General features: G+C 64.2%; 16 protein-coding genes and 4 pseudogenes. 8 read left to right on the top strand and 12 right to left on the bottom strand.

Translation table 11 applies throughout. The features are described from left to right. Positions 1–10 precede the first annotated feature (10 nt). From C7W88_RS03540 to C7W88_RS03530, 3 genes are read left to right on the top strand one after another with little or no spacing between them, the layout of a single operon-like run. On the top strand, positions 11–673 hold the full coding sequence (locus C7W88_RS03540) for a CoA transferase subunit B (protein ID WP_118072506.1): 663 nt from the start codon (positions 11–13) through the stop codon (positions 671–673). A gap of 13 nt (positions 674–686) precedes the next feature. Further along, positions 687–1235, top strand: a complete 549-nt coding sequence (locus C7W88_RS03535) for a glutathione peroxidase (protein ID WP_118072505.1) — start codon at positions 687–689, stop codon at positions 1233–1235. 45 nt (positions 1236–1280) lie between these two features. After that, a complete protein-coding gene (locus tag C7W88_RS03530) occupies positions 1281–1964 on the top strand; it encodes a glutathione S-transferase family protein (RefSeq protein ID WP_118072504.1) in 684 nt (227 codons plus the stop codon). 166 nt (positions 1965–2130) lie between these two features. Here the strand turns inward: C7W88_RS03530 and C7W88_RS03525 are convergent, their stop codons facing one another. The 3 genes and pseudogenes from C7W88_RS03525 to C7W88_RS03515 form a co-directional block, all read right to left on the bottom strand. Continuing rightward, positions 2131–3051: a hypothetical protein gene (locus C7W88_RS03525; protein ID WP_118072503.1), complete on the bottom strand. Its 921-nt coding sequence runs from the start codon at positions 3049–3051 to the stop codon at positions 2131–2133. A 148-nt stretch (positions 3052–3199) separates the two neighbouring features. Beyond that, on the bottom strand, positions 3200–4132 hold the full coding sequence (locus C7W88_RS03520) for an electron transfer flavoprotein subunit alpha/FixB family protein (protein WP_118072502.1): 933 nt from the start codon (positions 4130–4132) through the stop codon (positions 3200–3202). Then, positions 4132–4883 (bottom strand): annotated as a pseudogene (locus C7W88_RS03515) (electron transfer flavoprotein subunit beta/FixA family protein). The gene C7W88_RS03520 and the pseudogene C7W88_RS03515 overlap by 1 nt, the downstream one beginning before the upstream one ends. A gap of 218 nt (positions 4884–5101) precedes the next feature. Between C7W88_RS03515 and C7W88_RS03510 the strand changes: the two are divergent. After that, positions 5102–5713, top strand: a complete 612-nt coding sequence (locus tag C7W88_RS03510) for a thioredoxin family protein (protein WP_062343283.1) — start codon at positions 5102–5104, stop codon at positions 5711–5713. A gap of 78 nt (positions 5714–5791) precedes the next feature. On the opposite strand, the gene C7W88_RS03505 is transcribed toward C7W88_RS03510, so the two are convergent. The 3 genes from C7W88_RS03505 to C7W88_RS03495 all read right to left on the bottom strand — a co-directional run bounded on the left by C7W88_RS03505 (position 5792) and on the right by C7W88_RS03495 (position 10809). Further along, positions 5792–8236: a TonB-dependent receptor gene (locus C7W88_RS03505; RefSeq protein WP_118072501.1), complete on the bottom strand. Its 2445-nt coding sequence runs from the start codon at positions 8234–8236 to the stop codon at positions 5792–5794. Positions 8237–8630: 394 nt separating this feature from the next. Next, positions 8631–9686, bottom strand: coding sequence for a sugar phosphate isomerase/epimerase (locus C7W88_RS03500; protein ID WP_118072500.1), 1056 nt, complete (start codon positions 9684–9686; stop codon positions 8631–8633). 13 nt (positions 9687–9699) lie between these two features. Beyond that, on the bottom strand, positions 9700–10809 hold the full coding sequence (locus C7W88_RS03495; RefSeq protein WP_118072499.1) for a Gfo/Idh/MocA family protein: 1110 nt from the start codon (positions 10807–10809) through the stop codon (positions 9700–9702). Positions 10810–10967: 158 nt separating this feature from the next. Between C7W88_RS03495 and C7W88_RS03490 the strand changes: the two genes are divergently transcribed. Then, positions 10968–11639, top strand: coding sequence for a TetR/AcrR family transcriptional regulator (locus C7W88_RS03490; protein WP_118072498.1), 672 nt, complete (start codon positions 10968–10970; stop codon positions 11637–11639). A 27-nt stretch (positions 11640–11666) separates the two neighbouring features. Here C7W88_RS03490 and galU read toward each other — a convergent pair. Continuing rightward, a pseudogene (gene galU / locus C7W88_RS03485) lies at positions 11667–12567 on the bottom strand (UTP--glucose-1-phosphate uridylyltransferase GalU). A gap of 137 nt (positions 12568–12704) precedes the next feature. On the opposite strand from galU, the gene murA reads away from it, so the two are divergent. Next, on the top strand, positions 12705–13988 hold the full coding sequence (gene murA, locus C7W88_RS03480) for a UDP-N-acetylglucosamine 1-carboxyvinyltransferase (protein WP_118072497.1): 1284 nt from the start codon (positions 12705–12707) through the stop codon (positions 13986–13988). A 9-nt stretch (positions 13989–13997) separates the two neighbouring features. Here murA and arfB read toward each other — a convergent pair. The 4 genes and pseudogenes from arfB to pabB all read right to left on the bottom strand — a co-directional run bounded on the left by arfB (position 13998) and on the right by pabB (position 18050). Then, positions 13998–14410 (bottom strand): annotated as a pseudogene (gene arfB / locus C7W88_RS03475) (alternative ribosome rescue aminoacyl-tRNA hydrolase ArfB). A gap of 1 nt (position 14411) precedes the next feature. Continuing rightward, on the bottom strand, positions 14412–15107 hold the full coding sequence (locus tag C7W88_RS03470) for an RluA family pseudouridine synthase (protein ID WP_370073225.1): 696 nt from the start codon (positions 15105–15107) through the stop codon (positions 14412–14414). Next, positions 15107–16276, bottom strand: a complete 1170-nt coding sequence (locus tag C7W88_RS03465; RefSeq protein ID WP_118072495.1) for a pyridoxal phosphate-dependent aminotransferase — start codon at positions 16274–16276, stop codon at positions 15107–15109. Before C7W88_RS03465 ends, C7W88_RS03470 begins: the two co-directional genes overlap by 1 nt. Before the next feature lie 5 nt (positions 16277–16281). After that, positions 16282–18050 (bottom strand): annotated as a pseudogene (gene pabB / locus C7W88_RS03460) (aminodeoxychorismate synthase component I). 116 nt (positions 18051–18166) lie between these two features. Here pabB and C7W88_RS03455 point away from each other — a divergent pair. Beyond that, positions 18167–19741 carry a helicase HerA-like domain-containing protein gene (locus tag C7W88_RS03455; RefSeq protein WP_118072494.1) on the top strand — a complete coding sequence of 525 codons (1575 nt, stop codon included), beginning with the start codon at positions 18167–18169 and terminating at the stop codon, positions 19739–19741. A 122-nt stretch (positions 19742–19863) separates the two neighbouring features. Continuing rightward, positions 19864–20022 carry a hypothetical protein gene (locus C7W88_RS22500; protein WP_162895881.1) on the top strand — a complete coding sequence of 53 codons (159 nt, stop codon included), beginning with the start codon at positions 19864–19866 and terminating at the stop codon, positions 20020–20022. A gap of 162 nt (positions 20023–20184) precedes the next feature. Here C7W88_RS22500 and C7W88_RS03450 read toward each other — a convergent pair whose 3' ends face one another. Continuing rightward, on the bottom strand, positions 20185–22851 hold the full coding sequence (locus C7W88_RS03450) for a M1 family metallopeptidase (protein ID WP_118074553.1): 2667 nt from the start codon (positions 22849–22851) through the stop codon (positions 20185–20187). Positions 22852–22907 lie beyond the last annotated feature (56 nt).

The raw sequence follows: 22907 nt of genomic DNA, 5'->3' as shown, positions 1-22907 counted from the left end.
AGCAAGACCCATGACCACGCATGACGGGCTGAAGACGGGCTGGAGCCGTGACGAAATGGCGGCACGCGCCGCGCGCGAACTGCAGGACGGCTTCTACGTGAACCTCGGCATCGGCATCCCGACCCTTGTCGCAAACCACGTGCCCGAGGGGATGACTGTGACGCTGCAGTCGGAGAACGGCATGCTCGGCATCGGCCCATTCCCCTATGCGGGGGAGGAGGACGCCGACCTCATCAATGCCGGCAAGCAGACCATCAGCGAACTGCCCCATTCGGCCTACTTCGACAGCGCGCAGTCGTTCGCAATGATCCGCGGCGGCAAGATCGATCTGACCGTGCTTGGCGCCATGGAAGTGGCCGAGAACGGCGATATCGCCAACTGGATGATCCCGGGCAAGATGATTAAGGGCATGGGCGGCGCAATGGATCTCGTCGCCGGGGTCAAGAAGATCATCGTGGTCATGGAGCACTGCGCCAAGAACGGTGACCCGAAGTTCATCCCCGCCTGCACCCTGCCGCTCACCGGCAAGGGCGTGGTCGACATGATCGTGACCGACCTTGCGGTTTTCCAGCGTCCGGACCACAATTCGCCTTTCAAGCTGATCGAGTGCGCGCCGGGCGTGTCTGCCGAGGAGGTCCGCGCCCGCACGACGGCGCACTACGTCGATCTCTGAAGGGGAGCACCTGATGGCCAATGACCTTGCCGCAATTCCATTGAGCCGCATCGATGGCAGCCCGGACACGCTGGGCAACCATGCCGGCAAGGTCTTGCTGGTGGTCAACGTCGCCTCCAAGTGCGGGCTGACCCCGCAGTACGAGGGGCTTGAGGCGCTCTACAAGGCCAAGGCAGGCAGCGGCTTTGAAGTGCTGGGCTTCCCGGCCAACGATTTCGGCGCGCAGGAGCCCGGCAGCCACGAGGAAATCGCCGAGTTCTGCAAGCTCAACTACGGGGTCTCCTTCCCGCTCTTTGCCAAGGCTGACGTGACCGGTCCGGCCAAGCAGCCGCTCTATGCCGCGCTGATCCAGGCTGCTCCGACCAAGCAGGGCCCGGCCGCAGAAATGCGCGAACGGCTCAAGGGATATGGCATGACGCCCACCGAGGACCCCGAAGTCCTGTGGAACTTCGAGAAGTTCCTGATCGGCCGCGACGGCAAGGTCGCCGCCCGTTTCGCTCCGGGCGTCACGCCTGAAGATGCGGCGCTGGTGGCGGCGATTGATACCGAACTGGCGAAGTAGCCGGCCTGCTTGCGCGTGGCTCATGGCGCGCTAGGTTCGCGCCCCATGAGCTACACCCTGATCACCGCAAACCGCAATTACTCAAGCTGGTCGCTGCGGCCATGGCTGCTGATGAAGGCGCTCGGCATTCCTTTTTCGGATCGCATCGAGCCCTTCACCAAGCCGTCGAATTACGACGAATTCCGCGCCTTCTCGCCCACCGGGCAGGTGCCCGTCCTGCAAGATGGCGCACGGACGGTGTGGGATTCGCTCGGCATCACACTCTATCTTGCGGAACGGCATGACGGCGTCTGGCCCGCTGACGAAGCTGCTCGCGCCTTCGCCATCTGCGCCGTGACCGAAATGCACGGAGGCTTCTCCGCCCTGCGCAACGACTGCACGATGAACGTCGGCGTTCGCGTGAAGCCCCGCCCGATGCGCCCGGCGCTGCTTCGCGATGTCGCCCGCGTGCGCGAGATCTTCGAAGAGGGGCTGGAGCGCTTTGGCGGGCCTTGGCTGGCAGGGCCTGCTTTCACCGCGCTCGACGCTTTCTTCGCGCCCGTTGCCTTCCGCATCCGCACTTACGGGCTAGATGTCGGCAAAGGGCAGGCGTGGGTGGATCATGTGCTGGCGCACCCCGCCATGCAGCAATGGGAAGCCGAAGCGCTTGAGGAAGCCTGGCGCGAGGAAAGTCACGAGGCCGAACTGGCCGAATGCGGAGAGATCATCGCCGACTACCGCCGCGCCTGATCCGCCTTGGCGCTTGATAGCGAGTCAATTGCGCAAAAAGAAAGGCCGGCCCGAAGGCCAGCCTTGGAAAGTTTGGGAGAGGATGCCTGAAAGGCCTGTCCTATGTGCGGTTTCAGCTCTGATTCCGCAAGTGCGAAGGACGGGGCTGCAGTTGCATGAAATGCAATTATGGGCTGGCCGTCGTCCCATTGCGCATCTGGAACCGGATAACCGTTGTCCACCACCCCTTGACGGGCTTCTGTGCAGCATTCAGCGCCGGATCGAACTTGGCATTATGCATAAGATACTGGCAGGTTTCATCGACAAAACCTGCCTTGACCATGGTGACGTTGATCTTGCAGTCATAGGGGCGGCCTTGTTCGTCGACCATCAGGCGCACCCGTGCCTCGGCCCGGTCTGACCTTTGCGACGTTGCCCGGGGCAAGGGAAGGGCGGCGATCCAGCTATCGGCGCCGCGCCGGGGTGAGGGATAGGTCTCCGGCATCTGTGCGGTGTCCGTGGGTTCGATACCCCAGCTGCGCACCACGTTCATCCCGCAGCGGCGCAAGCTGGCATAGGGTTCGGCCATCGAGCCAAGCTTCAGCAAGAGCGGTGGCTTCAGCGCGGGCTCGACGAGCATGCTGTCGATCGCCGCAATCCTCGCGGGCATGAGCACAAGGCGGCGCCGGGCATGGAAATCGGCATACTTCGGCTTCGTGCTGTCCGGCTTGTCGACGAAAGGCACGTAGCTCACGAGCAGAGTAGGCTTGCCATCGAGCGTAGAACCACGCGTGACGGAATTGTCGACCCAGCTGTAACTTCCGCCGCCCGGCAGCATCGAAAGTTTGAGGCTGGTCTTCTCCCCCCGGAAGCTGACAGGTTCGCCGATCAGCATCAGCGAAGGGCTTTCCGCAGGACTGCGCGTATCGAACTGGACGGTGAGCTCGTCCTGCCCTTGGCCGAACTTTCGAAGCAGTTGGCAGTTGTCCTCCTGGACTTGCAACGTCCAGTCAGAACTCGGTTCCAGCACGAGCGGCGTAGCAAATGCCGTAGAAATCGGGAGGTCGGCCAGGAGGAGGCACAAGGCAAAGCGTGCGGACTGTTTCATGCGCGAAGCCTAACCGCAATCGCCCGGATTTGAAGTGGTGTAATCAAATGAAAGAGGCCCGCCAACATGGCGGGGCCTGTTCCGCGATTAACCCATTTGGAGCGTTTCCCCGGGGAAACACTCCAGGGTGGCGTTGTGCGTGATGGTGTCAGAGCTTGCCGGTGAGTTCCGGCACCAGCGTGAACAGGTCACCGACGAGGCCGATGTCGGCCACTGCGAAGATCGGGGCGTCTTCGTCCTTGTTGATGGCGATGATGGTCTTGCTGTCCTTCATGCCGGCAAGGTGCTGAATCGCGCCCGAGATGCCGACCGCGATGTAGACTTCCGGTGCCACGATCTTGCCGGTCTGGCCGACCTGGTAGTCGTTGGGCACGTAGCCTGCGTCGACGGCGGCGCGCGATGCGCCAATGCCGGCGCCCAGCTTGTCGGCGAGCGGGGTGATCACCTGCTCGAACGTGGCAGCGTCCTTGAGCGCGCGGCCGCCCGAGACGATGATCTTGGCGCTGGTCAGTTCGGGACGTTCCGACTTGGCGATCTCGGCGCTGACGAAGGTCGACAGGCCGCTGTCGGGGGTGGCCGATATGGCTTCGACCGCTGCGCTGCCACCGGTCGCTGCAGCCTTGGCAAAGGCGGTGCCGCGCACGGTGATGACCAGCTTTGCGTCGGAGCTTTCGACCGTGGCGATGGCGTTGCCGGCGTAGATCGGACGGGTGAAGGTCTTGGGGCCTTCAACCGAGAGGATGTCCGAGACCTGCATGACATCGAGCAGCGCGGCCACGCGCGGGGCGACGTTCTTGCCGGTGGTCGTGGCGGGCGCGACGAAGGCGTCGTAGTCGGCCATCAGGCCAGCGACGAGCGGGGCGACGTTTTCCGCCAGCGCGTTGTCGAGCGATGCGTCGTCGGCCTTGAGCACCTTGGCAACGCCGGCGATCTGGGCGGCGGCCGTTGCGGCGCCGTCGCAGTTCGATCCGGCGACCAGCGCGGTCACTTCGCCAAGCTGGCTGGCAGCGGTGACGGCAGCGAGCGTGGCGTCCTTGACCGACGCGTTGTCGTGTTCGACGAGAACGAGAACCTTGGACATCAGGCTACTCCCATTTCCTTGAGCTTGGCGACCAGCGTGTCGACATCGGGCACCTTGATGCCGGCCGAGCGCACCGGCGGTTCGGAGACTTTCAGCGTCTTCAAGCGCGGGGCGATGTCCACGCCGTAGTCGGCGGGCGACTGGGTGGCCAGCGGCTTGGACTTGGCCTTCATGATGTTGGGCAGCGAGGCGTAGCGCGGCTCGTTCAGGCGCAGGTCGGTGGTGACCACCGCCGGCAGCGCCAGGCGCACGGTCTGCAACCCGCCGTCGATCTCGCGCTTCACGACGACCGCATCGCCCTCGACCGAAACCTCGTTGGCAAAGGTGCCCTGCGGACGGCCCAGCAATGCGGCGACCATCTGGCCGACCTGGTTGCTGTCATCGTCGATCGCCTGCTTGCCGGTGATGATCAGGGCGGGCTGCTCCTCATCGGCAATACCCTTGATGATCTTCGCCACGGCCAGCGGCTCGACCTCGGTGCCCTCCTCGACCTGCACCAGCACCGCCCGGTCCGCGCCCATCGCCAGCGCCGTGCGCAGCGTTTCCTGGCTCTTGGCCACGCCCACCGACACCGCCACGATCTCGCTCACCACGCCCTTTTCCTTCAGGCGAATGGCCTCCTCGACCGCGATCTCGTCAAACGGGTTCATGCTCATCTTCACGTTCGCAAGATCAACCCCGAACCATCCGCCTTCACCCGAGGCTTCACGTTGTAGTCAATCACGCGCTTCACGCAGACCAGGGCTTTCATGTGTCGTGCTCCTGCCAATCCCATGCCGTTGATGCACAGCACCAGAATAGGATGCGGCACCGGCTCGATCCTCGCGATGACGCGGAACGTGGATGGTGTCCACGGTAAATTTGCAAAGGTGCAAAGCGGAACTTTGCAGTTTGGGTCTGTTGAGGAAGCGTTTGGACCGCTGGGCTGGTCAGTGTAAAAGAACGAAGATTCTAATAAAGGAGCGGATGATGCTGAGACTGTCTCGCCAACTTGATTACGGAAAGCCGGCTCCGCCCTTCGAGCTGCCAGACGTCGAAGGAAGGCTGCGGACCTTGGGCAACTTCGCCGAGAGCCCGGCGCTGCTGGTGGCCTTCATCTGCAACCATTGCCCGTTCGTGCTGCACGTGCTGGACGAATTCATCGCCTTTGCGCGGGAGTATCAGCCCAAGGGCCTGCAGGTCGTGGCGATCTCTTCGAACTGGCCGGACGACTTTCCCGAAGACGATTATCCGCACATGCAGAAGCTGGCGGCCGAGAAGGACTTTCCATTCCCCTACCTCCATGACGAGACCCAGGATGTGGCGCTGGCCTATAACGCGATCTGCACGCCCGACTTCTTCCTCTACGATCGCGAGCGGCTGCTCTACTACGCAGGCCAGTTCGATGCGAGCAGGCCGAAGATCAACCGGCCGCCAGTGCCGGGCCTTCCGCCGCTGCGGACCGACCTGCCGGTGACGGGCGAAGACATGCGGCGCGCCGTGGATGCGCTGCTCGGCGGACAGCCGGCGCCACAGCCGCAGCACCCGAGCGCCGGTTGCAGCATCAAGTGGCGACCGGGGAAGGACCCGTCGTGGGGATGAGCTTGCCGGCCTGAAGGCAACAAAAAAAGGGGAGCGGCGATGCGCTCCCCTTTCCTTTTTTGACGATCCCGCGTCGACTTAGAAGTCGACCGCGAGGCGGACGCCGTAAGTGCGCGGCGTGCCGAACTGCCAGTTGAACACGTCGTCGTTCGGGCCTGCCGAGATGAAGCTGCCGTAAGTCAGCGGGCGTTCGTTCTCGAGGTTCTTGGCAAAGGCCGTGATCGAGAAGCGCTCGTTCTCGGGCTTGTATTCGAGGCTGACGTCGGTCTGCGTGAAGGCGGTCTGCGTGCCATCGCGGTAGTTATAGAAGTCGGTGAAGTACTTGCTCTTGAACGTGGTGTTCGCACTGGCGCGCAGGGTGCCTGCATCGCCGAAGTCGAACGTGTGGTCGTACCCTGCGGTGATCACCCATTCCGGCGAGAACGGCGGACGGTTGCCGGCAAAGTTCGGCTGCTGAACGCCCGCAGTGACCGGATCAAGATCGCCGATGCCGTTGCGGCTGTTGCAGACGCTCTGCGGATTGCCAGCGGTGGGCAGGCAGAACACGTTGAACTGTGCGAACAGCTCCTTGTACTCGGCGTTCAGGTAGTTGACCGAGGCGTGGAAGCGGTCGTTATCGCTGAGCGCGAAGTCAGCCGAAGCTTCGATGCCCCAGATCTTGGCCTTGCCCGCGTTGAAGGTCTGGCCGCCGACGGTGGTGTCAAGCAGGACCGAGACCTGCAGGTCCTTGTAATCGTAGTAGAAGCCGCCGAGGTTGAACTGGTGCTGGCCCTTGTCGCCAAAGGTCTGCTTCCAGCCGAGCTCGTAAGCCGTGTTGGTTTCCGGCTTGTAGTCACCCACAGCGTCAAAGCCACCGCCCTTGAAGCCGGTCGAGACCTTGGCGAACACGAGCGTGTCGCTGTTGGGCTTGTAGTTCAGGCCGGCAAGCCAGGTTACGCGATCCTCCTTGCTGGAGAGGGGGATGATGCTCTTGTACTTGAGATCAGCAAAGTTCTTCGGGCTGATGGCACCATTGAAGAGGAGGAAGTCCGGCGGTCCCGGAGGATCGATCGGCTGGCCAGCTGCATTGGTGCGCGCAAACGGCACCGCGTTCTTGTAGATCGCATCGCGCGAGTTCTCGGTGTAGCGCAGACCACCGACAGCCGTCAGCGTCTCTCCGAGCGGCACTTCGACCTGACCGAAGGCCGACTTGCTCTCGCTGGTGATGTCGCGATCGAAGTACGACAGCGTCACGACGTTCGGACCGAAGGTGGTGACGAAGCTGCTTTCGGCGTTGACGGTTTCCTTGAAGTAGAAGCCACCGACCTGATAGGTGATGCCGTTCACTTCGCCGTTGAAGCGCAGTTCGTGGCTCTGCGTACCGGTGCGCTGATCCCAGTTGAACGAGCGGTAAGTGACCGGCAGGGTCAGGAACTGGCCTGGCGTACCTTCGAACTTGCGGTAGCCACCGATGTACGAGATCGTCAGGGCATCGCTCACCTCATAGGCAATGCGTCCGCGGATGGCATAAGTGTCCTGGGTCAGCTTGCCAAGGCCAAAGGCAGGTGCAGCGTACTCGCCCCGATTCACGCCTGCCAGCAGATTGGTTTCATTCGGAATGCAAAGGACCTGATTCTGTGCCGAAGCATAGAGCGGGGCAACTGGCGTGAAGCCATTTGCAGTGGCGCAGCTGGCGTTGGTCGGACGAACGCCCGCCGCATTGAGGTCAGCCGCAGCAAAGGCTTGCGGCGTGAATTCGCGCTTGGCGTATTCGCCGGCAAAGTAGACGGTGAGTGCTTCGGTCGGCTCAAGCTGGACCGAGCCACGCACGCCGTAGGACTTGTTGTCGTCCGAGCGACCACCCGGGAACGCAGGATAGTTGTAGCCCGCATTGTAGGCCGGGCGAGCGGGGTGCTTCACATAGCCGTCATGCTCGTCGTAGAAGCCGGCAACGCGGACGCCGCCGATATCGCCGAGCGGAACCGTGACGCCGCCATCGAGGCGCACGGCGTTGTAATTGCCGTAGCTGGCCGAGGCGTTGGCAGCGAATTCCTTGCCGGGCTTGCGGGTGATGAAGTTGATGGCACCACCGGTCGAGTTGCGACCGTAGAGCGTGCCCTGAGGGCCACGCAGCACTTCGACGCGATCGAGATCGAACAGGGCAATGCTGAGCGCCTGCGGACGGTTCATGTATTCGCCGTCGATGTTCACGACGACCGAGGTGTCCTGCGATTCGTCGTTCGAGTTGGTGCCGACGCCGCGGACGGTGACCTTGATGGTGCCCTGGTCCTGGTTGAGCTGAACGGCGGGCGCGATCTTGCCGATGTCGTTCATGTTGGAGAAGCCGGCCTGTTGCAGCTGCTCGGCGTTCACCACGTTGATGGCGATCGGAACGTCGTTGACGTTCTGTGCGCGGTTCTGCGCAGTCACGATGATGACGTTGGGATCGGCCTCTTCGGCAGCTTCCTGCGCGTGGGCGGGCAGGGCGAAAGCCAGCGCGCAGGCGCTTGCCAGCAGGGCATGGGTATACAGGGTCTTGGGCATGATCTTCAGTTCCTCCCCAGGTGGCGCCGCGTTGGGCGTGGCAGCGTGTTAGCAGATTAGAATTCTAAAAACTAGAACTCAAATTCTATTGGCAGAAAACTTTCGACACCTTGCGGCATTTTTGCAACGCGAGGGCGAGTGAATTGCCAAATCGTGCCGGGACTGTGGCGCAGGGTTGGCATCAAGTAAAATACACAAGCTTTCAGCTGCCATAGGCAGAGCTTATGAGAGCCTTCCTAGAAGCCGCCGTTGTCATGGAGCCTATGCTCGTTTTGACAATTCACAAAGAAAACAGATTTGATGGTAATCGATCACATTTTGACATGATTGCCGCAAAAAAAAGGCGTCGGAGAGCATTCCCCGACGCCTTGATCTTTTGCGCGGCTGGGTCGTGTCAGCCGATGCCCATCAGCCTTGCGTTCAGGGCGCGATCCGCGCCACCGGCGGCGAAGTCATCGAAGGCATGCTCGGTCACCTTGATGATGTGACGGTCGATGAACGGCGCGCCTTCGGCGGCTCCCACTTCCGGGTGCTTGAGCGCGCATTCCCATTCCAGCACGGCCCAGCCGGCAAAATCGTTGGCGGCCATCTTGCTGAAGATGCCGGGGAAATCGACCTGGCCATCGCCGAGCGAACGGAAGCGGCCAGGGCGATCGACCCATGACTGGTACCCGCCATAGACGCCCGAGCGCCCATTGGGACGGAACTCGGCGTCTTTCACGTGAAAGCACTTGATGCGTTCGTGGTAGATGTCGATGAAGGCGAGGTAATCAAGCTGCTGCAGCACGAAGTGGCTGGGATCATAGAGAATGTTGGCGCGCGGATGGTTGCCGACGCGTGTCAGGAACATCTCGAACGTGACGCCGTCGTGGAGATCCTCGCCGGGATGGATTTCGTAGGCAACGTCGACGCCGTTTTCATCGAACACGTCAAGAATCGGCTTCCAGCGGCGGGCCAGTTCGTCGAAGGCGTCCTCGACAAGCCCAGCCGGCCGTGCCGGCCATGGGTAGAAGTAGGGCCAGGCGAACGCGCCCGAGAACGAGGCGTGCGCTTTCAGGCCGAGATTGGCACTGGCCTTGGCGGCGTACTTCATCTGCTGCACGGCCCAAGCTTGGCGGGCGACGGGATTGCCGTGGACCGCTTCCGGGGCAAAGCCATCGAACTGCGCATCGAAGGCCGGGTGCACGGCCACGAGCTGGCCCTGGAGGTGGGTGGAAAGCTCGGTGATCTCCAGCCCCTTGTCGGCGAGCATGCCCTTGATCTCGTCGCAGTAGGTCTGGCTCGTCGCGGCTTTTTCGAGATCGAACAGGCGGCCGTCCCAGCTGGGGATCTGGATGCCCTTGTAACCGAGCCCCGCCACCCAGTCAGCGATGGCTTCGAGGCTGTTGAACGGTGCGGCATCGCCCGCGAACTGGGCGAGGAATATGCCCGGGCCCTTGATGGTCTTCATGGCGCTTTTATCCTCAGAGCTTGACCCAGCCGGCATTGTCGCGGCTGGCGGAAACGGCGGTGTCAATGAATGTCATGCCGCGCACGCCATCGGCAATGCCGGGCAGGAGCGGAGCGCTGTCACCGCGCACGAGGGCGGCAAAATCGCGATAGAGGTTGGCGAAGGCTTCGAGATAGCCCTCGGGGTGCCCGCCGGGCGTGCGCGTGCGCGATGCTGCGTCGCTGCCGAGGACCCCGGTGCCGGATCGTACGAGAGTGCAGGTGCCGTCGAGCCGGTTGATGGTGAGGGTGTTGGGCTCTTCCTGCTTCCAGGTCACGCCGCCCTTGTCGCCATAGGCGCGGATGCGCAGGCCATTGAGTTCACCGACTTCGATCTGGCTGGCGAGCAGCACGCCGCGCGCACCGTTCTCGAAGCGCAGGAGGATCGAGCAGTCATCGTCGAGCAGGCGGCCGGGCACGACCGCGCCAAGATCGGCCAGCAGTTCGGTGACGCGCAGGCCGGTGACGAACTCGGCCAGCTGGAACGCGTGGACGCCGATATCGCCAATGCAACCGCCGAGACCCGCCTTGGCAGGATCGACGCGCCATTCCGCCTGCTTGCCGACCGCTTCTCCTGCCAGCCAGCCTTGCGGATATTCGACGACGACCTTGCGCACGGTGCCGATCTCGCCGGCGGCAATGCGGGCGCGGGCTTCGCGGACCAGCGGGTAGCCGGAGTAGGTGTAGGTTACGCCGAACGGCTTGCCTGCATCCGCCACCACTGCGGCCAGCTCGTGCGCCTCGGCCAGCGTGGCGGTGAGCGGCTTGTCGGTCATCACCGGATAGCCGGCCGCGAGCGCGGCGCGGGCTGAAGGGAGGTGGTTATGGTTGGGCGTGACGATCGAAACGAAATCGATCCCGTCCGCGCGCGAGGCTTCGGCTGCGAACATCGCGTCGAGCGAAGGGTAGGCGCGGGCGGGATCGATGCGATAGCTTTCGCCTGCGGCCGCGCTGCGGGCGGCATCACTGGAAAAGACCCCGGCGACAAGTTCGATCTCGCGGTCCAGTTCAGCGGCAAAGCGGTGCACCGGGCCAATGAAAGCACCCGGCCCGCCACCAATCAGTGCCATCCGCAAACGCCGCATCAGTCTCTCCTAATTTAGAAAAACCATTCTATTTTCAAAATTCGTCCGGTCAAGGTTCGGCGTACGCCGATTTGCCATCGCCAAGCTTTGCGATTCGTGTAACAAACCCGCACATCGTTCTAGAACCAAAATTTTCTTTGAAGGCGAACGGGTACGCAATGGCACGAGCGGGTAGGCAGGCGGAAGAACCGGAACTGGCAGTTGAAACGGTCAGCCGCAAGCCCCAGCAGGGCCGGAGCAAGGCTTCGCTGGAGCGGATGCTGTCCGCAGCGCGCGAACTGATGCTGGAGCGGGGCAGCGAAGACTTTACGCTGCAGGACGTGAACCAGAAGGGTAACGTCTCCATCGGTTCGATCTACCTGCGATTCCAGAGCAAGGACAACCTGGTCCGCGCGGTGATTGCCCGTGCGCTTGAAGACATTGCCGCTGCCGAAGATGCGATGGTGGCCGAGGTGCTGGCGCAGTCCCCCACGCTTGACGAGTTCATGCCGCGCTACGTGGCGGGCTATGCCGAAGTGTTGCGCGTGAATGCGCCGCTGCTGCGCCTTGCGATGGAACGGGCGTCGTTCGATCCGCTTGTTTCCAAGCCGGGCAAGGATCACGCCTTCCGTGCGACGCAGCTCGGCATGAACGCGATGCTCCACTATCGCGACACGTTTGGCGGCAGCGACCATGAGACCAGGGCCAATTCGGCCTACAAGATCGTCTTCGCCACGCTGGCGCGCCAGCTCAGCCTCGGCTCCTCGGGCGAAGCGGCACATGATTATGACTGGGAAGTCCTGAAGCGCGAACTTGGCCGCATGTGCCTGGCGTATCTGCGCGCTCCCTGAGGGGCCTGAAGGTCGGGGGCGGAAGGTTCAGCCTTGGGCGAGCAGGCGCTTCATGATTGCGCGGACTTCGTCGGCCATGTCGGGGCGTTCGAGCGCGAGCGACAACGTCGCCTCGACGAATCCGGCCTTGCTGCCGCAGTCGAAGCGGCGTCCATCAAACTTCACGGCGTGGAAGGGCTGCTGGCCGATCATCCGGGCCATCGCGTCGGTCAACTGGATTTCGCCCCGGCACCCTTTTCCTGGCTCTCGAGCGTGCGCATCACTTCGGGCTGGAGGATGTAGCGGCCAGAGATGATCAGGTTTGAAGGCGCATCCTCGCGCCTGGGCTTTTCGACGAGGCCGGTGACTTCAGTAAGAGAATCCGAGACGCTCTGGCCGGGCGCGATCACGCCGTAGCTGGACACCTCCTCCTGCGGCACTTCGAGCACGGAGATGAGGTTGCCGCCGACTTCGTTGTAGGCATCGACCATCTGCTTCATGCAGCCGCCCTTGCCACCGGATCGCCGACCATCATTTCGTCGGGCAGGAAAATCGCAAAGGGTTCATTGCCGACGACCGCGCGGGCGCACCAGATCGCGTGGCCCAGGCCCATCGGCACCTGCTGGCGCACGGTGACAAGATTGCCCGGCAGAATGCGCGTGGGCTCAAGCACTTCGAGCGCCTTGCCGCGATCGGACATGGTGTGTTCAAGTTCGTAGGCGGTGTCGAAGTGTTCGACGATGGCGGTCTTGCCGCGACCGGTCACGAAAATGAGCTGTTCGATCCCGGCCTCGCGCGCTTCGTCGACCGCGTACTGGATCAGCGGACGGTCGATGATCGGCAGCATTTCCTTGGGGATCGCCTTGGTGGCAGGCAGAAAGCGCGTGCCAAGACCTGCGACCGGAAAAACGGCCTTGCGGATCGGCTTTCGCGAAGTGTCAGAACCCATTTTCCAGCCAATATCCATGCTTTGTTGCATCCTCATGATGCACTGCACAATTACTGAGGTGAAATGTCAAGCGCGTGACGTCACGTTATCGTATGCCCCAAGCTTGCACCGCCCTGAAAACCGGATAAACGGCAGCGATGGACAAGATCATCATCCGTGGCGGCAAGCGCCTTTCGGGAACGGTGCCGGTTTCGGGCGCCAAGAATTCGGCCCTCACGCTGCTGCCTTGCGCGCTGCTGACCGATGAGCCGGTGACGCTGCGCAACCTGCCGCGCCTGGCCGACATCGACGGTTTCCAGCACCTGATGAACCAGTTCGGGGTTTCCACCTCGATCGCAGGCGCGCGGCCCGAGGATTTCGGCCGGGTGATGACGCTGCAGGCGACGCGGCTGACCTCGTCGGTCGCGCCCTATGATCTGGTGCGCAAGATGCGCGCGTCGATCCTCGTGCTCGGGCCGATGCTGGCGCGCGCGGGCGAGGCGACGGTTTCGCTGCCCGGCGGCTGCGCCATCGGCAACCGTCCGATCGACCTTCACCTCAAGGCGCTGGAAGCGCTGGGCGCGACGATCGAACTGGCCGCCGGTTACGTGCGCGCAATCGCGCCGGATGGCGGCCTGCCGGGTGGGCGCTATTCGTTCCCCGTCGTCTCTGTCGGCGCAACCGAGAATGCGCTGATGACCGCCGTGCTGTGCAAGGGCAAGTCCACCCTGCACAACGCCGCGCGCGAGCCGGAAATCGTCGACCTGTGCAATCTGCTGGTGGCGATGGGTGCGCAGATCGAGGGCATCGGCACGTCGGACCTGACGATCCATGGCGTCGACCGCCTGCACGGCGCGACCTACATGGTCATGCCCGACCGCATCGAGGCCGGGTCCTATGCCTGTGCCGCCGCGATCACCGGCGGAGATGTCATGCTCCAGGGCGCGCGGATCGAGGACATGGAAGCGACCGTGCAGGCGCTGCGTGATGCCGGCGTTCATGTCGAGCCGCGCAAGGGCGGCATTTACGTGGCTGCCGATGGGCCGCTGAAGCCGGTAACGCTCTCGACCGCGCCTTATCCCGGCTTTGCCACCGACATGCAGGCACAGCTGATGGCCATGCTGTGCCTTGCCAAGGGGTCTTCGGTGCTGACCGAGACGATCTTCGAGAACCGCTACATGCACGTGCCGGAACTGAACCGCATGGGCGCGCGGATCGAGACCAAGGGCCGCACCGCCGTGGTCCATGGCGTCGACAAGCTGACCGGTGCGGAAGTCATGGCGACCGACTTGCGCGCTTCGATGAGCCTGGTCATTGCCGGCCTTGCCGCCGAGGGCGAAACCCTGGTGCATCGCCTCTATCACCTCGACCGAGGGTATGAGCGGCTTGAGGAGAAGCTCTCGCTGCTGGGTGCCGAGATCGATCGCGTCGGGGGCGACTGACGAGCGGGATCAGTCCAGCCGCACCTTGCCGCGTCCGGCCTTGACGGCGCTCCTGATCTTCTTGCCCGCCAGCCGCTCGGTCTTGCCGACGCGGTTGAGGCGGGACTTGGCGCGCTTGGTCGGCAGGTTGCACGCCTCACGCAGCAGCTCTGACAGCCGCTTCCTCGCATCCTCGCGGTTCTGCTCCTGCGTGCGATAGCTGCGCGCGGTCAGGACAATCTCCCCTTCGCCGTCATCTTGCTGCCGGCGAGGGTCTTGAGGCGGTGGAAGATCTCTGGCGGCAGCCGCAGCATGAAAACGTCGAGCCGCAACTGTACCGCGGTCGCCACCTTGTTGACGTTCTGCCCGCCGGGGCCAGCCGAGGCGATGAAGCTCTCCTCGACCAGCGTCAGCGCATGGGCGACGAGAGCATCGGGCGACATGTCAGGCCCCGATGTCCGGAAGATCAGTGTCCGGTTGCTCAGGAGCAGGCAGTTCGAACCCGAACGCCGCAAAATCGAGCGGTATTGGCGAATAGGCGTCGATCGGCGGCTTGCCGTCGCGCTTCACCACCAATTCCGAGGCGTGCAGCATGGTGCGCCAGGCAAGCTTGCCATCGCCGTAGATCGGATCGCCGACCAGTGCGTGGCCAAGCCCGGCGAGGGCGTGGATGCGGATCTGGTGGGTGCGGCCGGTCTCGGGGCGGAATTCCACCAGCGTCAAGCCGGGCTTGCGCGACAGCACTTTCCAGTGCGTGACGGCTGGCTTGCCCTTCTTCGCCGGGATCATGCGCCAGCCCTTCTCGGCCGAGCTGATCTTGGACAGGGCGAGTTCGATCGTGCCGCTTTCGCCCTGCACTTCGCCGGCGACAATGCCGAGATAGACTTTCTCTACCTCGCGCGCCTCGAATGCGGCGGAAAAGCGCTTCAGCGCCTTCGGATTGCGGGCGAGCAGCAGGCAGCCGGAGGTGTCCTGATCGAGCCGGTGAACCGGCTGCGGCTCGCGCTGGAAGCCGAAGCGCAAGGCGTCGAGATGGTTCTCGAGACTGTCGCCACCAGCGCGGGGCGGGTCGAGCGGCAGGCCCGCAGGCTTGTCGATCACCAGCGCTTCGCCGTCTTCGAACAGGATGGAAAAGTCGATCACGCTACCGCCTTTGCTATACGCCGCAGCGCTTCTTCGAGTTTTGCTTCGTCCGCCGCGAAGCTGATGCGGAAGCCGTCCTTGCCGCCGAAGGCCGAGGCAGGGACAACCGCCACGCCGCTTTCAAGCAGGTGGAGGCACAGCGCCTCGTCATCCCCGAACCGTGCCATCAGTGGCGCGGCATCGACCATGCAGTAGAACGCGCCGTCGGGGATCGGGGTCGAGAGGCCGGGGATCGCGTTGATTGCGGCACAGACCATGTCACGCCGCGCGCGGAAGCGTTCGCGCCAGTCGACCAGGAACTCCTGCGGGCCTTCGAATGCGGCAACGGCAGCGGCCTGCGAAATAGAGGCGGGATTGCCCGACGAGTGTGATTGCAGCCGCCCCATCGCGCCGATCAGCCAGGCGGGGCCTGCCGATACGCCGATGCGGAAGCCGGTCATGGCGTGGCTCTTGGACACGCCGGAAACCGTCAGGATACGGTCGGCAAGGTCCGGGCATTCCACGGCGAGCGTGGCGTGAAGGCCCTCGCCATAGCGGAGTGGTGCGTAGATGTCGTCGCTCATCACCAGCACCCGCGGATGGCGGCGCAGCACTTCGCCCAGCGCGCGCAACTCCTCGGCAGGATAGGTCGCGCCGGTGGGGTTGCCGGGGCTGTTGAGCAGCAGCCAGCGGGTGGCAGGGGTGATCGCGGCTTCTAGTTGCTCGGTCGTGATGCGGAAGTCGCCTGCCGCATCGGTCGGCAGGTCCACGACTTCGGCGCCTGCAAAGCGCACGATTTCGGGGTAGCTGACCCACCATGGCGCGGGGATCAGCACCTCGTCGCCCGGATCGAGCGTGGCAAGCAGCGCGTGGAAGATCGCCTGCTTGCCGCCCGCGCTGACGATCAACTGCGAGGGGGGCACTTTAATGCCGAGGTCGCGCTTGAAGTGCAGCGCGGCCGCTTCGCGCAAGCGCTGCGTGCCGACGACGGCGGTGTACTTGGTATCGCCCGCGTCGAGCGCGTCCTTCGCGGCCTGCACGACATGGGCGGGAGTGGCGAAGTCGGGCTCACCCACCGAGAGCGAGATCACGTCGCGTCCTTCGGCGCGCAACTGGATGGCGCGGTCGGTGATGGCGGTGGTGCGCGATGGCGCGATCCGCGCGAGGGCTTGGGAAAGCTGTGTCATGGGTTTCAGGAGCCGAGCAGGCGGGCGGGGATCAATCCGCGCAAAGCGTTGCCGACGAGGAAGCCGCCCGCGAGGTCATCCAGCGTCAGGTCGGCCTCTTCAGCGCGTTCGGCCTCGATCAACGAGCGGCGCAGCACGCCCGGCAGCAGGCCGAGATCGGCGCGCGGGGTGAGCAGCTTGCCATCGCGTTCGACGAACAGGTTGGTGAAGGTGCCTTCGGTGATCAGGCCATCGTCGCGCAGGAACAGCGCCTCGCCAGCGCCAGCCTTCTTTGCGGCGGCAAGGCCGGCTTCGTAGAAGGCGCGGTCGGTGGTCTTGTGGCGCAGGCGCCAGTCGCCGTCTGAGACTGGCAGGGGCAGCACTGCGCAGGTCAGGCTTTCGAGCGGCGCGGGCATGGGCGAAGCGTCAAGCGCATGGGCGCCGCCCTTCGATGCGACGAGCCGCACTTTCGCGGGCGCATCAAGATCGAAGCACAGCGCGTGGATGGCGTTGCGCACGGCGTGGCGATCGAAGCTGAAGCCCAGTGCCAGCGCGCTCGCCTTCATGCGTTCGAGGTGCAGTTCGAGCAGCTCGATGCCCTTGGCGGGATCGAAGGCCATCGTTTCGATCAGGTCGGCATGGCCGGCAGACAAGCGCAAGAAATTCCCCTTCACCACGCATTCGCGCCATTCGCCGATCATCGCGGAATCGGCAACCACGGCCGACCCCACCCCCATCACGGCGCGACCGTCCGGCGAGAGGCGCACCGTGCGGATTGCCACATTGAAGGCCGCATCGCCAGAGGGGTCTATGCGTCCGATCGAACCGCAGTAGAGCCCCGAGCATCGCGCTCTGCCTGGTGGATGATCTCCATCGCGCGGATCTTGGGCGCGCCGGTGATCGAGCCGCAGGGGAAGATCGCGCGGAGCAGGCTGCGCACGTCCTGGCCAGAATCCAACTCTGCCCGAACTGTCGTGACCATCTGGTGAACTGTCGGGTATGTCTCGATGGCAAACGGGGACTCGACGCGCACCGAACCGGGGCGTGACACGCGCGCCAGGTCGTTGCGCATCAGGTCGACGATCATCAGATTCTCGGCGCGGTCCTTCACGCTGGCGGAAAGGTCCGCCTTGAACCGTGCATCCTCTTCCGGAGTGCTCCCGCGCGGAGCGGTGCCCTTCATCGGGCGGACGCGGGCTTCGCCGTTCGCAAGCTTGAAGAACAGTTCCGGCGAGAACGAGAGGTGCCAGTGCGCACCGTCCCAGATCACCCCGCCGTAGCCCGCGCGGGCATCGCGGCGGACGTCGGCGTAGATCGCCAGCGGGTCACCGTCCCACGTGCCGGCGAGCGGGAAGGTGAGGTTGGCCTGGTAGATGTCTCCGGCGCGGATCGCTTCCTGCACCAGATTGAAGGCCTTGGCGTAGCCGCCCGAGGATATCGCTGCGCCCATCGGGCCGAGCCTGCCAGTCCCCTCGGCGGTGGTGGCAAGCCAGCGTTCGACTTCGGCGCTGGCCATGCGCGTGACCTTGCCGAAGCGGGCGAACCAGACCAGCGGGCCTGCCGCACCGGTCCGCTCCGCCGCCAGCGGGGCGAGGCGGGGTTCGAGCGCGAGCCCGGCCTCGTAGGCGAGGTAGCCCGCCCAGTCGCCCGGCGTGGCGGCGATTTGTGCCAGCGCCGCTTCCACCTCGTCAGCCCGACGCGCCACGACGAGTTCGAGCACGTCCTCATAGAGGCGGGCATCGCTGGCGCCTTGGTCACGGGCATCGTCGAGCAGGATGAAGGGGGCGCGGGTCATGGCTTTCCGGCGCGCTCTAGCCGTTCCCCGCTCCGGATGCAAAAACCCCTCGCAAGGGGCGCGGCTGCGTCCTAGTCTCGGGCCAAATCGATGGCCAAAATGATGGGGCACTGTGCATGGACGATATCTACCTTGGCCTTGGTTCCAACGGCGAACGGCAGGTGCTGCGCCTTGGCCGCGCCAACCGCCACGGGCTGATCGCGGGCGCGACGGGTACCGGCAAGACGGTGACGCTGCAGGGCATTGCCGAACAGTTCTCGCTGCGCGGCGTACCCGTGTTCATGGCCGACGTGAAAGGCGACCTTGCGGGCATCGCCATGCCGGGAAGCCCTACCTTCAAGCACGCTGCCAGCCTCGAATCGCGGGCCAAGGAACTGGGCATCGAGGACTATGCCTATTCCGACAATCCCGCAGTGTTCTGGGACCTCTATGGCGAATCTGGCCACCCGATCCGCACGACCATTTCCGAAATGGGCCCGCTGCTGCTGGCACGGCTGATGGGCCTGAACGATACGCAGGAAGGCGTGCTCAACATCGCGTTCCGCTATGCCGATGACAACGCGCTGCTGCTGATCGACCTTCCCGATCTGCAATCGGTGCTAATGGCCTGCGCCGAGAATGCCAGCGCGCTTTCGGGCAAGTACGGCAACGTCTCGAAGGCCAGCGTCGGCACGATCCAGCGCCAGTTGCTGGCCTTCGAAAGCCAGGGTGCGGACCGGTTCTTCGGCGAACCGGCGTTCGAGGTGAACGACTTCCTGAAAGTGGACGAGCAGGGCCGCGGCATGGTCAATGTCCTCGCCGCCGACAAGCTGATGCAGAGCCCCAAGCTCTATGCCACGTTCCTGCTGTGGCTGCTGTCGGAACTGTTCGAGGCGCTGCCCGAAGTGGGCGATCCGGAGAAGCCGTGCCTCGTGTTCTTCTTCGACGAGGCGCACCTGCTGTTCGACGATGCCCCGCAGGCGCTGATGGAGAAGGTGGAGCAGGTCGTCCGCCTGATCCGCTCGAAGGGCGTGGGCGTCTATTTCGTGACGCAGAACCCGATCGACATTCCGGAGAAGATCGCAGGCCAGCTGGGCAACCGCGTGCAGCACGCGCTGCGCGCGTTCACCCCGCGCGACCAGAAGGCGATCCGCGCGGCGGCGGAGACCTTCCGCATCAACAAGGATCTCGATGTCGAGACGGTCATCACCGAGCTGAAAGTGGGTGAGGCGCTGGTCTCGACGCTGAACGAGGATGGCTCGCCCTCGGTCGTCCAGCGCACGCTGATCGCCCCGCCGCGCTCGCGCCTCGGGCCTCTCAGCCCCAAGGAGCGCGCGGTGATCCAGTCGGTCAGTCCGTTCGATGGCAAGTACGATACTGCGGTGAACCGCGAATCCGCCGCCGAAGTGCTGGCGCAGAAGGCGGCAGATGCGGCAGCGGCGGCGCAGCAGGTGGAGGAGCAGGGCGAAGAGGCCCAACGCGCCTCGCCCCGCCGGACCACGACGATGTGGGAGAAGGCTGGCAAGGCGGCGGCGGGCGCGGTCGCCTCATCCGCTGGCGCAGTGATCGCCGCCAGCATCACCGGCAAGAAATCCCGCGCGGCGCCAGTGGCTTCGGGCGTGACCGCAATGGTCGGCTCGATCGCCACGTCGATCGGCGGCGAAGCACTGGGCCGCTTTGCGCGCGGAATTCTGGGCGGGTTGTTGCGTTAAGCCGCGCGCTGCGTGGAATTCCGCTTTGACCCGAGCAGTCAGCTTTCGGCCACTATGCGCCGAAAGCTGACTTTCTGGATGCGACCCCATTGCCGGCGTAAAACCCATGCTATAGCCAAATTATGGAACTGGCCGAAGGGGTGATCCTTGTGCGTGAAAGCCCGGAGTGGTGGTGGACAAAAGGTCGGCGTTACATAACCTTAGTCATTTTATTTATTTTTGCTGCGGCATGGATAATCCGGTTAATCGTAGAAGAGGTAGCGGAGACCAACGGCAGCTAACCACCCGTTGCTGCAATTCGCTCCGCTGGCTGTGAGTCGCGATAGTGGTCGTCCATTCAAGACGAACCCCACCCGCTCACCCTGAGCCTGTCGAAGGGTGCTGGCGCAGCGGTTGCGCCGGTGCTTCGACAAGCTCAGCATGAGCGAGGTCAGGTTTTGCCCTTACTTCCCCTTCGCGTTCTGCCAGTCGGTCAGGCCCTTGATGAACTGCGGGCGGGTGCGGGCCTTTTCGGTGAGGACGCCGATCACGCGGTCCACCGGACGCGCGGCTTCGGCGGGGACCGTGGCCTTGAACGCCTTGAGCTTCTCGATCATCGCCGGATCGTTCGACTGCCCGCCGAGGCTGGCGATGAAGGTGACGCGGCTCTGCGCATCCACCAGCGATTCGATCCGCGCACGGTTGGCGAGGGCAAAGTCGTAGGTCTCGTCCGGGTGCAAGCCTGCCGAGGCGACGATCATCGCGGCGCTGGTGGTCTTGCCCGGCGCATCGGTCAGAGCAAGCTCACGCGCGGCCTTGGCGAGCGCGGCATCGGCGGGGCGGCCCAGCAGGGTGTAGAGGAACTGGCGTTCCACCGCGCTGTTGCTGGCCGCGGCCATGCCCTTGATCGCCTCCCAATCCGCCTTTGTCGCGTTGCGGGCGACGATGTTGAGCCAGGTCGTCTTGAGCGGGCCGTCCAATGCCTTGGGGTTGCTGGCGAGCATGGCGAAGCGGCGGCGCGCTTCGGCCACGACGTCGGCATCGCCCATGGTGCCGAAGCCCGAGATCAGCGTCGAGCGCAGGTCGGCATCGCGCAGCGGCTCACCCGCCTTGGGCTCGAAGCCCAGCGCCATGAGGCGCGGCTTGTAGGTGCCGGCGACCTTGCCATAGAGCTTCTTCTGCGCCGCCGGGTCCTTGTCGAGCACGCGCCACGCGCCGACGAAATCGCCGAACGCATTGCCGAGCACGACCGGATTGGCATTGCCGGGGATGGCGGCGAGCAGATCGAACGCCGGGCCATAGGGCTGGTAGCCGCTGGACGAGAGTGCGAGGTTGTCGGCGATCAGGCCCATCTGGTCCACCGGCTGCAGCGTCGGCATCGCCTTCTTCAGCGAAGTCAGCATCTGCGGCGTGTAGAGCGAGCGGTAGTAGCCGAGCTGGCCAGCGTTGATCACGATCGGGCCGCAGCCATTGACCGTTACCGTCGTCTTGCCGCCATCAAGGATCGTGCGCACCGGCTCGCCGGAGCCCGCCGAGACGATCAGCGGCACCTTCCACTGCTGCGGCTTGGCGGCGACTTCGTCCTTGCGGTCGACGCTGAATTCGCTCTGTTCGAGGTTCAGCGTGGCAACGCCCTTCTTGCAGGTCATGCCTGTCACCTTGACCAGCGGGATGCCGGGCTTGGTGGTGAAATCGGTGGCGATGGCGGTGAGGCCGGGGGCGCCCGCCTTCTCGATCGCCTGCCACAGGTCCTTCGAGCGGGTGTTGCCGAACTTGTGATCGCGCATGTAGGCGCGCAGGCCATCGCGCCAGACGTTTTCGCCCGCGAAGGCCTCGAGCATCGAGATGACCGCCTCGCCCTTCTGGTAGGTGATCGCGTCGAAGGCCTGGTTGGTCTCGTCGACGGTCTTGATCTCCTGCACGATCGGGTGCGTGGTCTTGAAGCCATCGAGGCCCATCGCCGCATCGCGCCCGTTGACGCGCTCGAGCAGCGGGAACCAGTCGGGGTGGAAGTGCGCGGTGGCCTTGGTTTCCATCCAGCTGGCAAAGCCCTCGTTCAGCCAGAGGTCTTCCCACCACGCCATCGTGACGAGGTTGCCGAACCACTGGTGCGCCACTTCGTGCGCCTGCGTGGTGACGATGTTCTGGCGGGCAGCCGCGCTGGTGATCGCCGGATCGTTGAGCAGGATGCGCTCGAACGTCAGGATTGCGCCCCAGTTCTCCATGGCCGAGAAGAACTGCGACTGGCCGGGTGCGGCGATGTTGTCGATCTTGGGCAGCGGATAGGGCTGGCCGAAGTATTCGGAATAGTAGGGGATCAGCGGCGCGAGTTCATCGAGCGCGAAACGCGCCTGCTCGCCGCTGCCCTTGGGCGCGACTATCCCGGCCTGGACGCCGGGCATGGCTTCCTTGGTCATCCGCTCCCAGTCGCCCAGGCCGAAGAACAGGAGGTAGGACGACATCTTCGGACTGGTGCCGAAGGTGACGCGCTTCAGGCCACCCGCGAGCGGCTCTTCTTTCGCAATCGGCATGTTGCTGACGGCCATCTGCGTGGCGGGGACGGTGGCGGAAAGATCGAAGGTCGCCTTGTAGATCGGCTCGTCGAACATCGGGGCGAAGCGGCGAGCGTCGGGCGCTTCGAACTGCGTGAACAGGCCGCGCACTTCCTTGCCGGTGACCTTGTCAGGATAGTCGAGCGCGAAGAGGCCATTGGCCTGCGTGTTGATGATTCCCGAATAGCTGGTGTCGAGCCGGTACTTGCCGGGCTTGAGCGGGGCGGTGGCGGTGAAGGTCGCGGTCTGGCTCTTCTCGTCCATCGTCACCGTGACGGGCATGGCGGCCCCGCCTGCGGGCGTGAGCGTCGCGCTGGTGATCTTCAGGTCGAGCGCGTGGAGCGTCAGCGCGGGGGTCGCTTCGGTGACTTCGAGATCGACCGAGGCCGTGCCGGTGAAGGTCAGCGCCTTGGCATCCGGGGTGATCGAGATGGTGTAGTGCGAGGGGTGCGCCACGCGGGGAAGGTCAGTGTGGACGCCCGCTGCAGCCGAAGGATTGAGCGGGGCCTGCGCGGTGGCGGGCACGGCCGCCGTGGCAACGGCAAGGGCGAAAGCGGAAACAAAAGAAATGGTACGCATGCCGATCATGACTCCCCGGCGCAATGAAGATTGGTTGCAGTAGCAACCGGTCGACG

Source organism: Novosphingobium sp. THN1, from assembly GCF_003454795.1.
Classification (GTDB): Bacteria; Pseudomonadota; Alphaproteobacteria; order Sphingomonadales; family Sphingomonadaceae; genus Novosphingobium.
The sequence above is the reverse complement of the archived record's forward strand: the minus strand, read 5'-3'. Positions and strand labels throughout refer to the sequence as shown.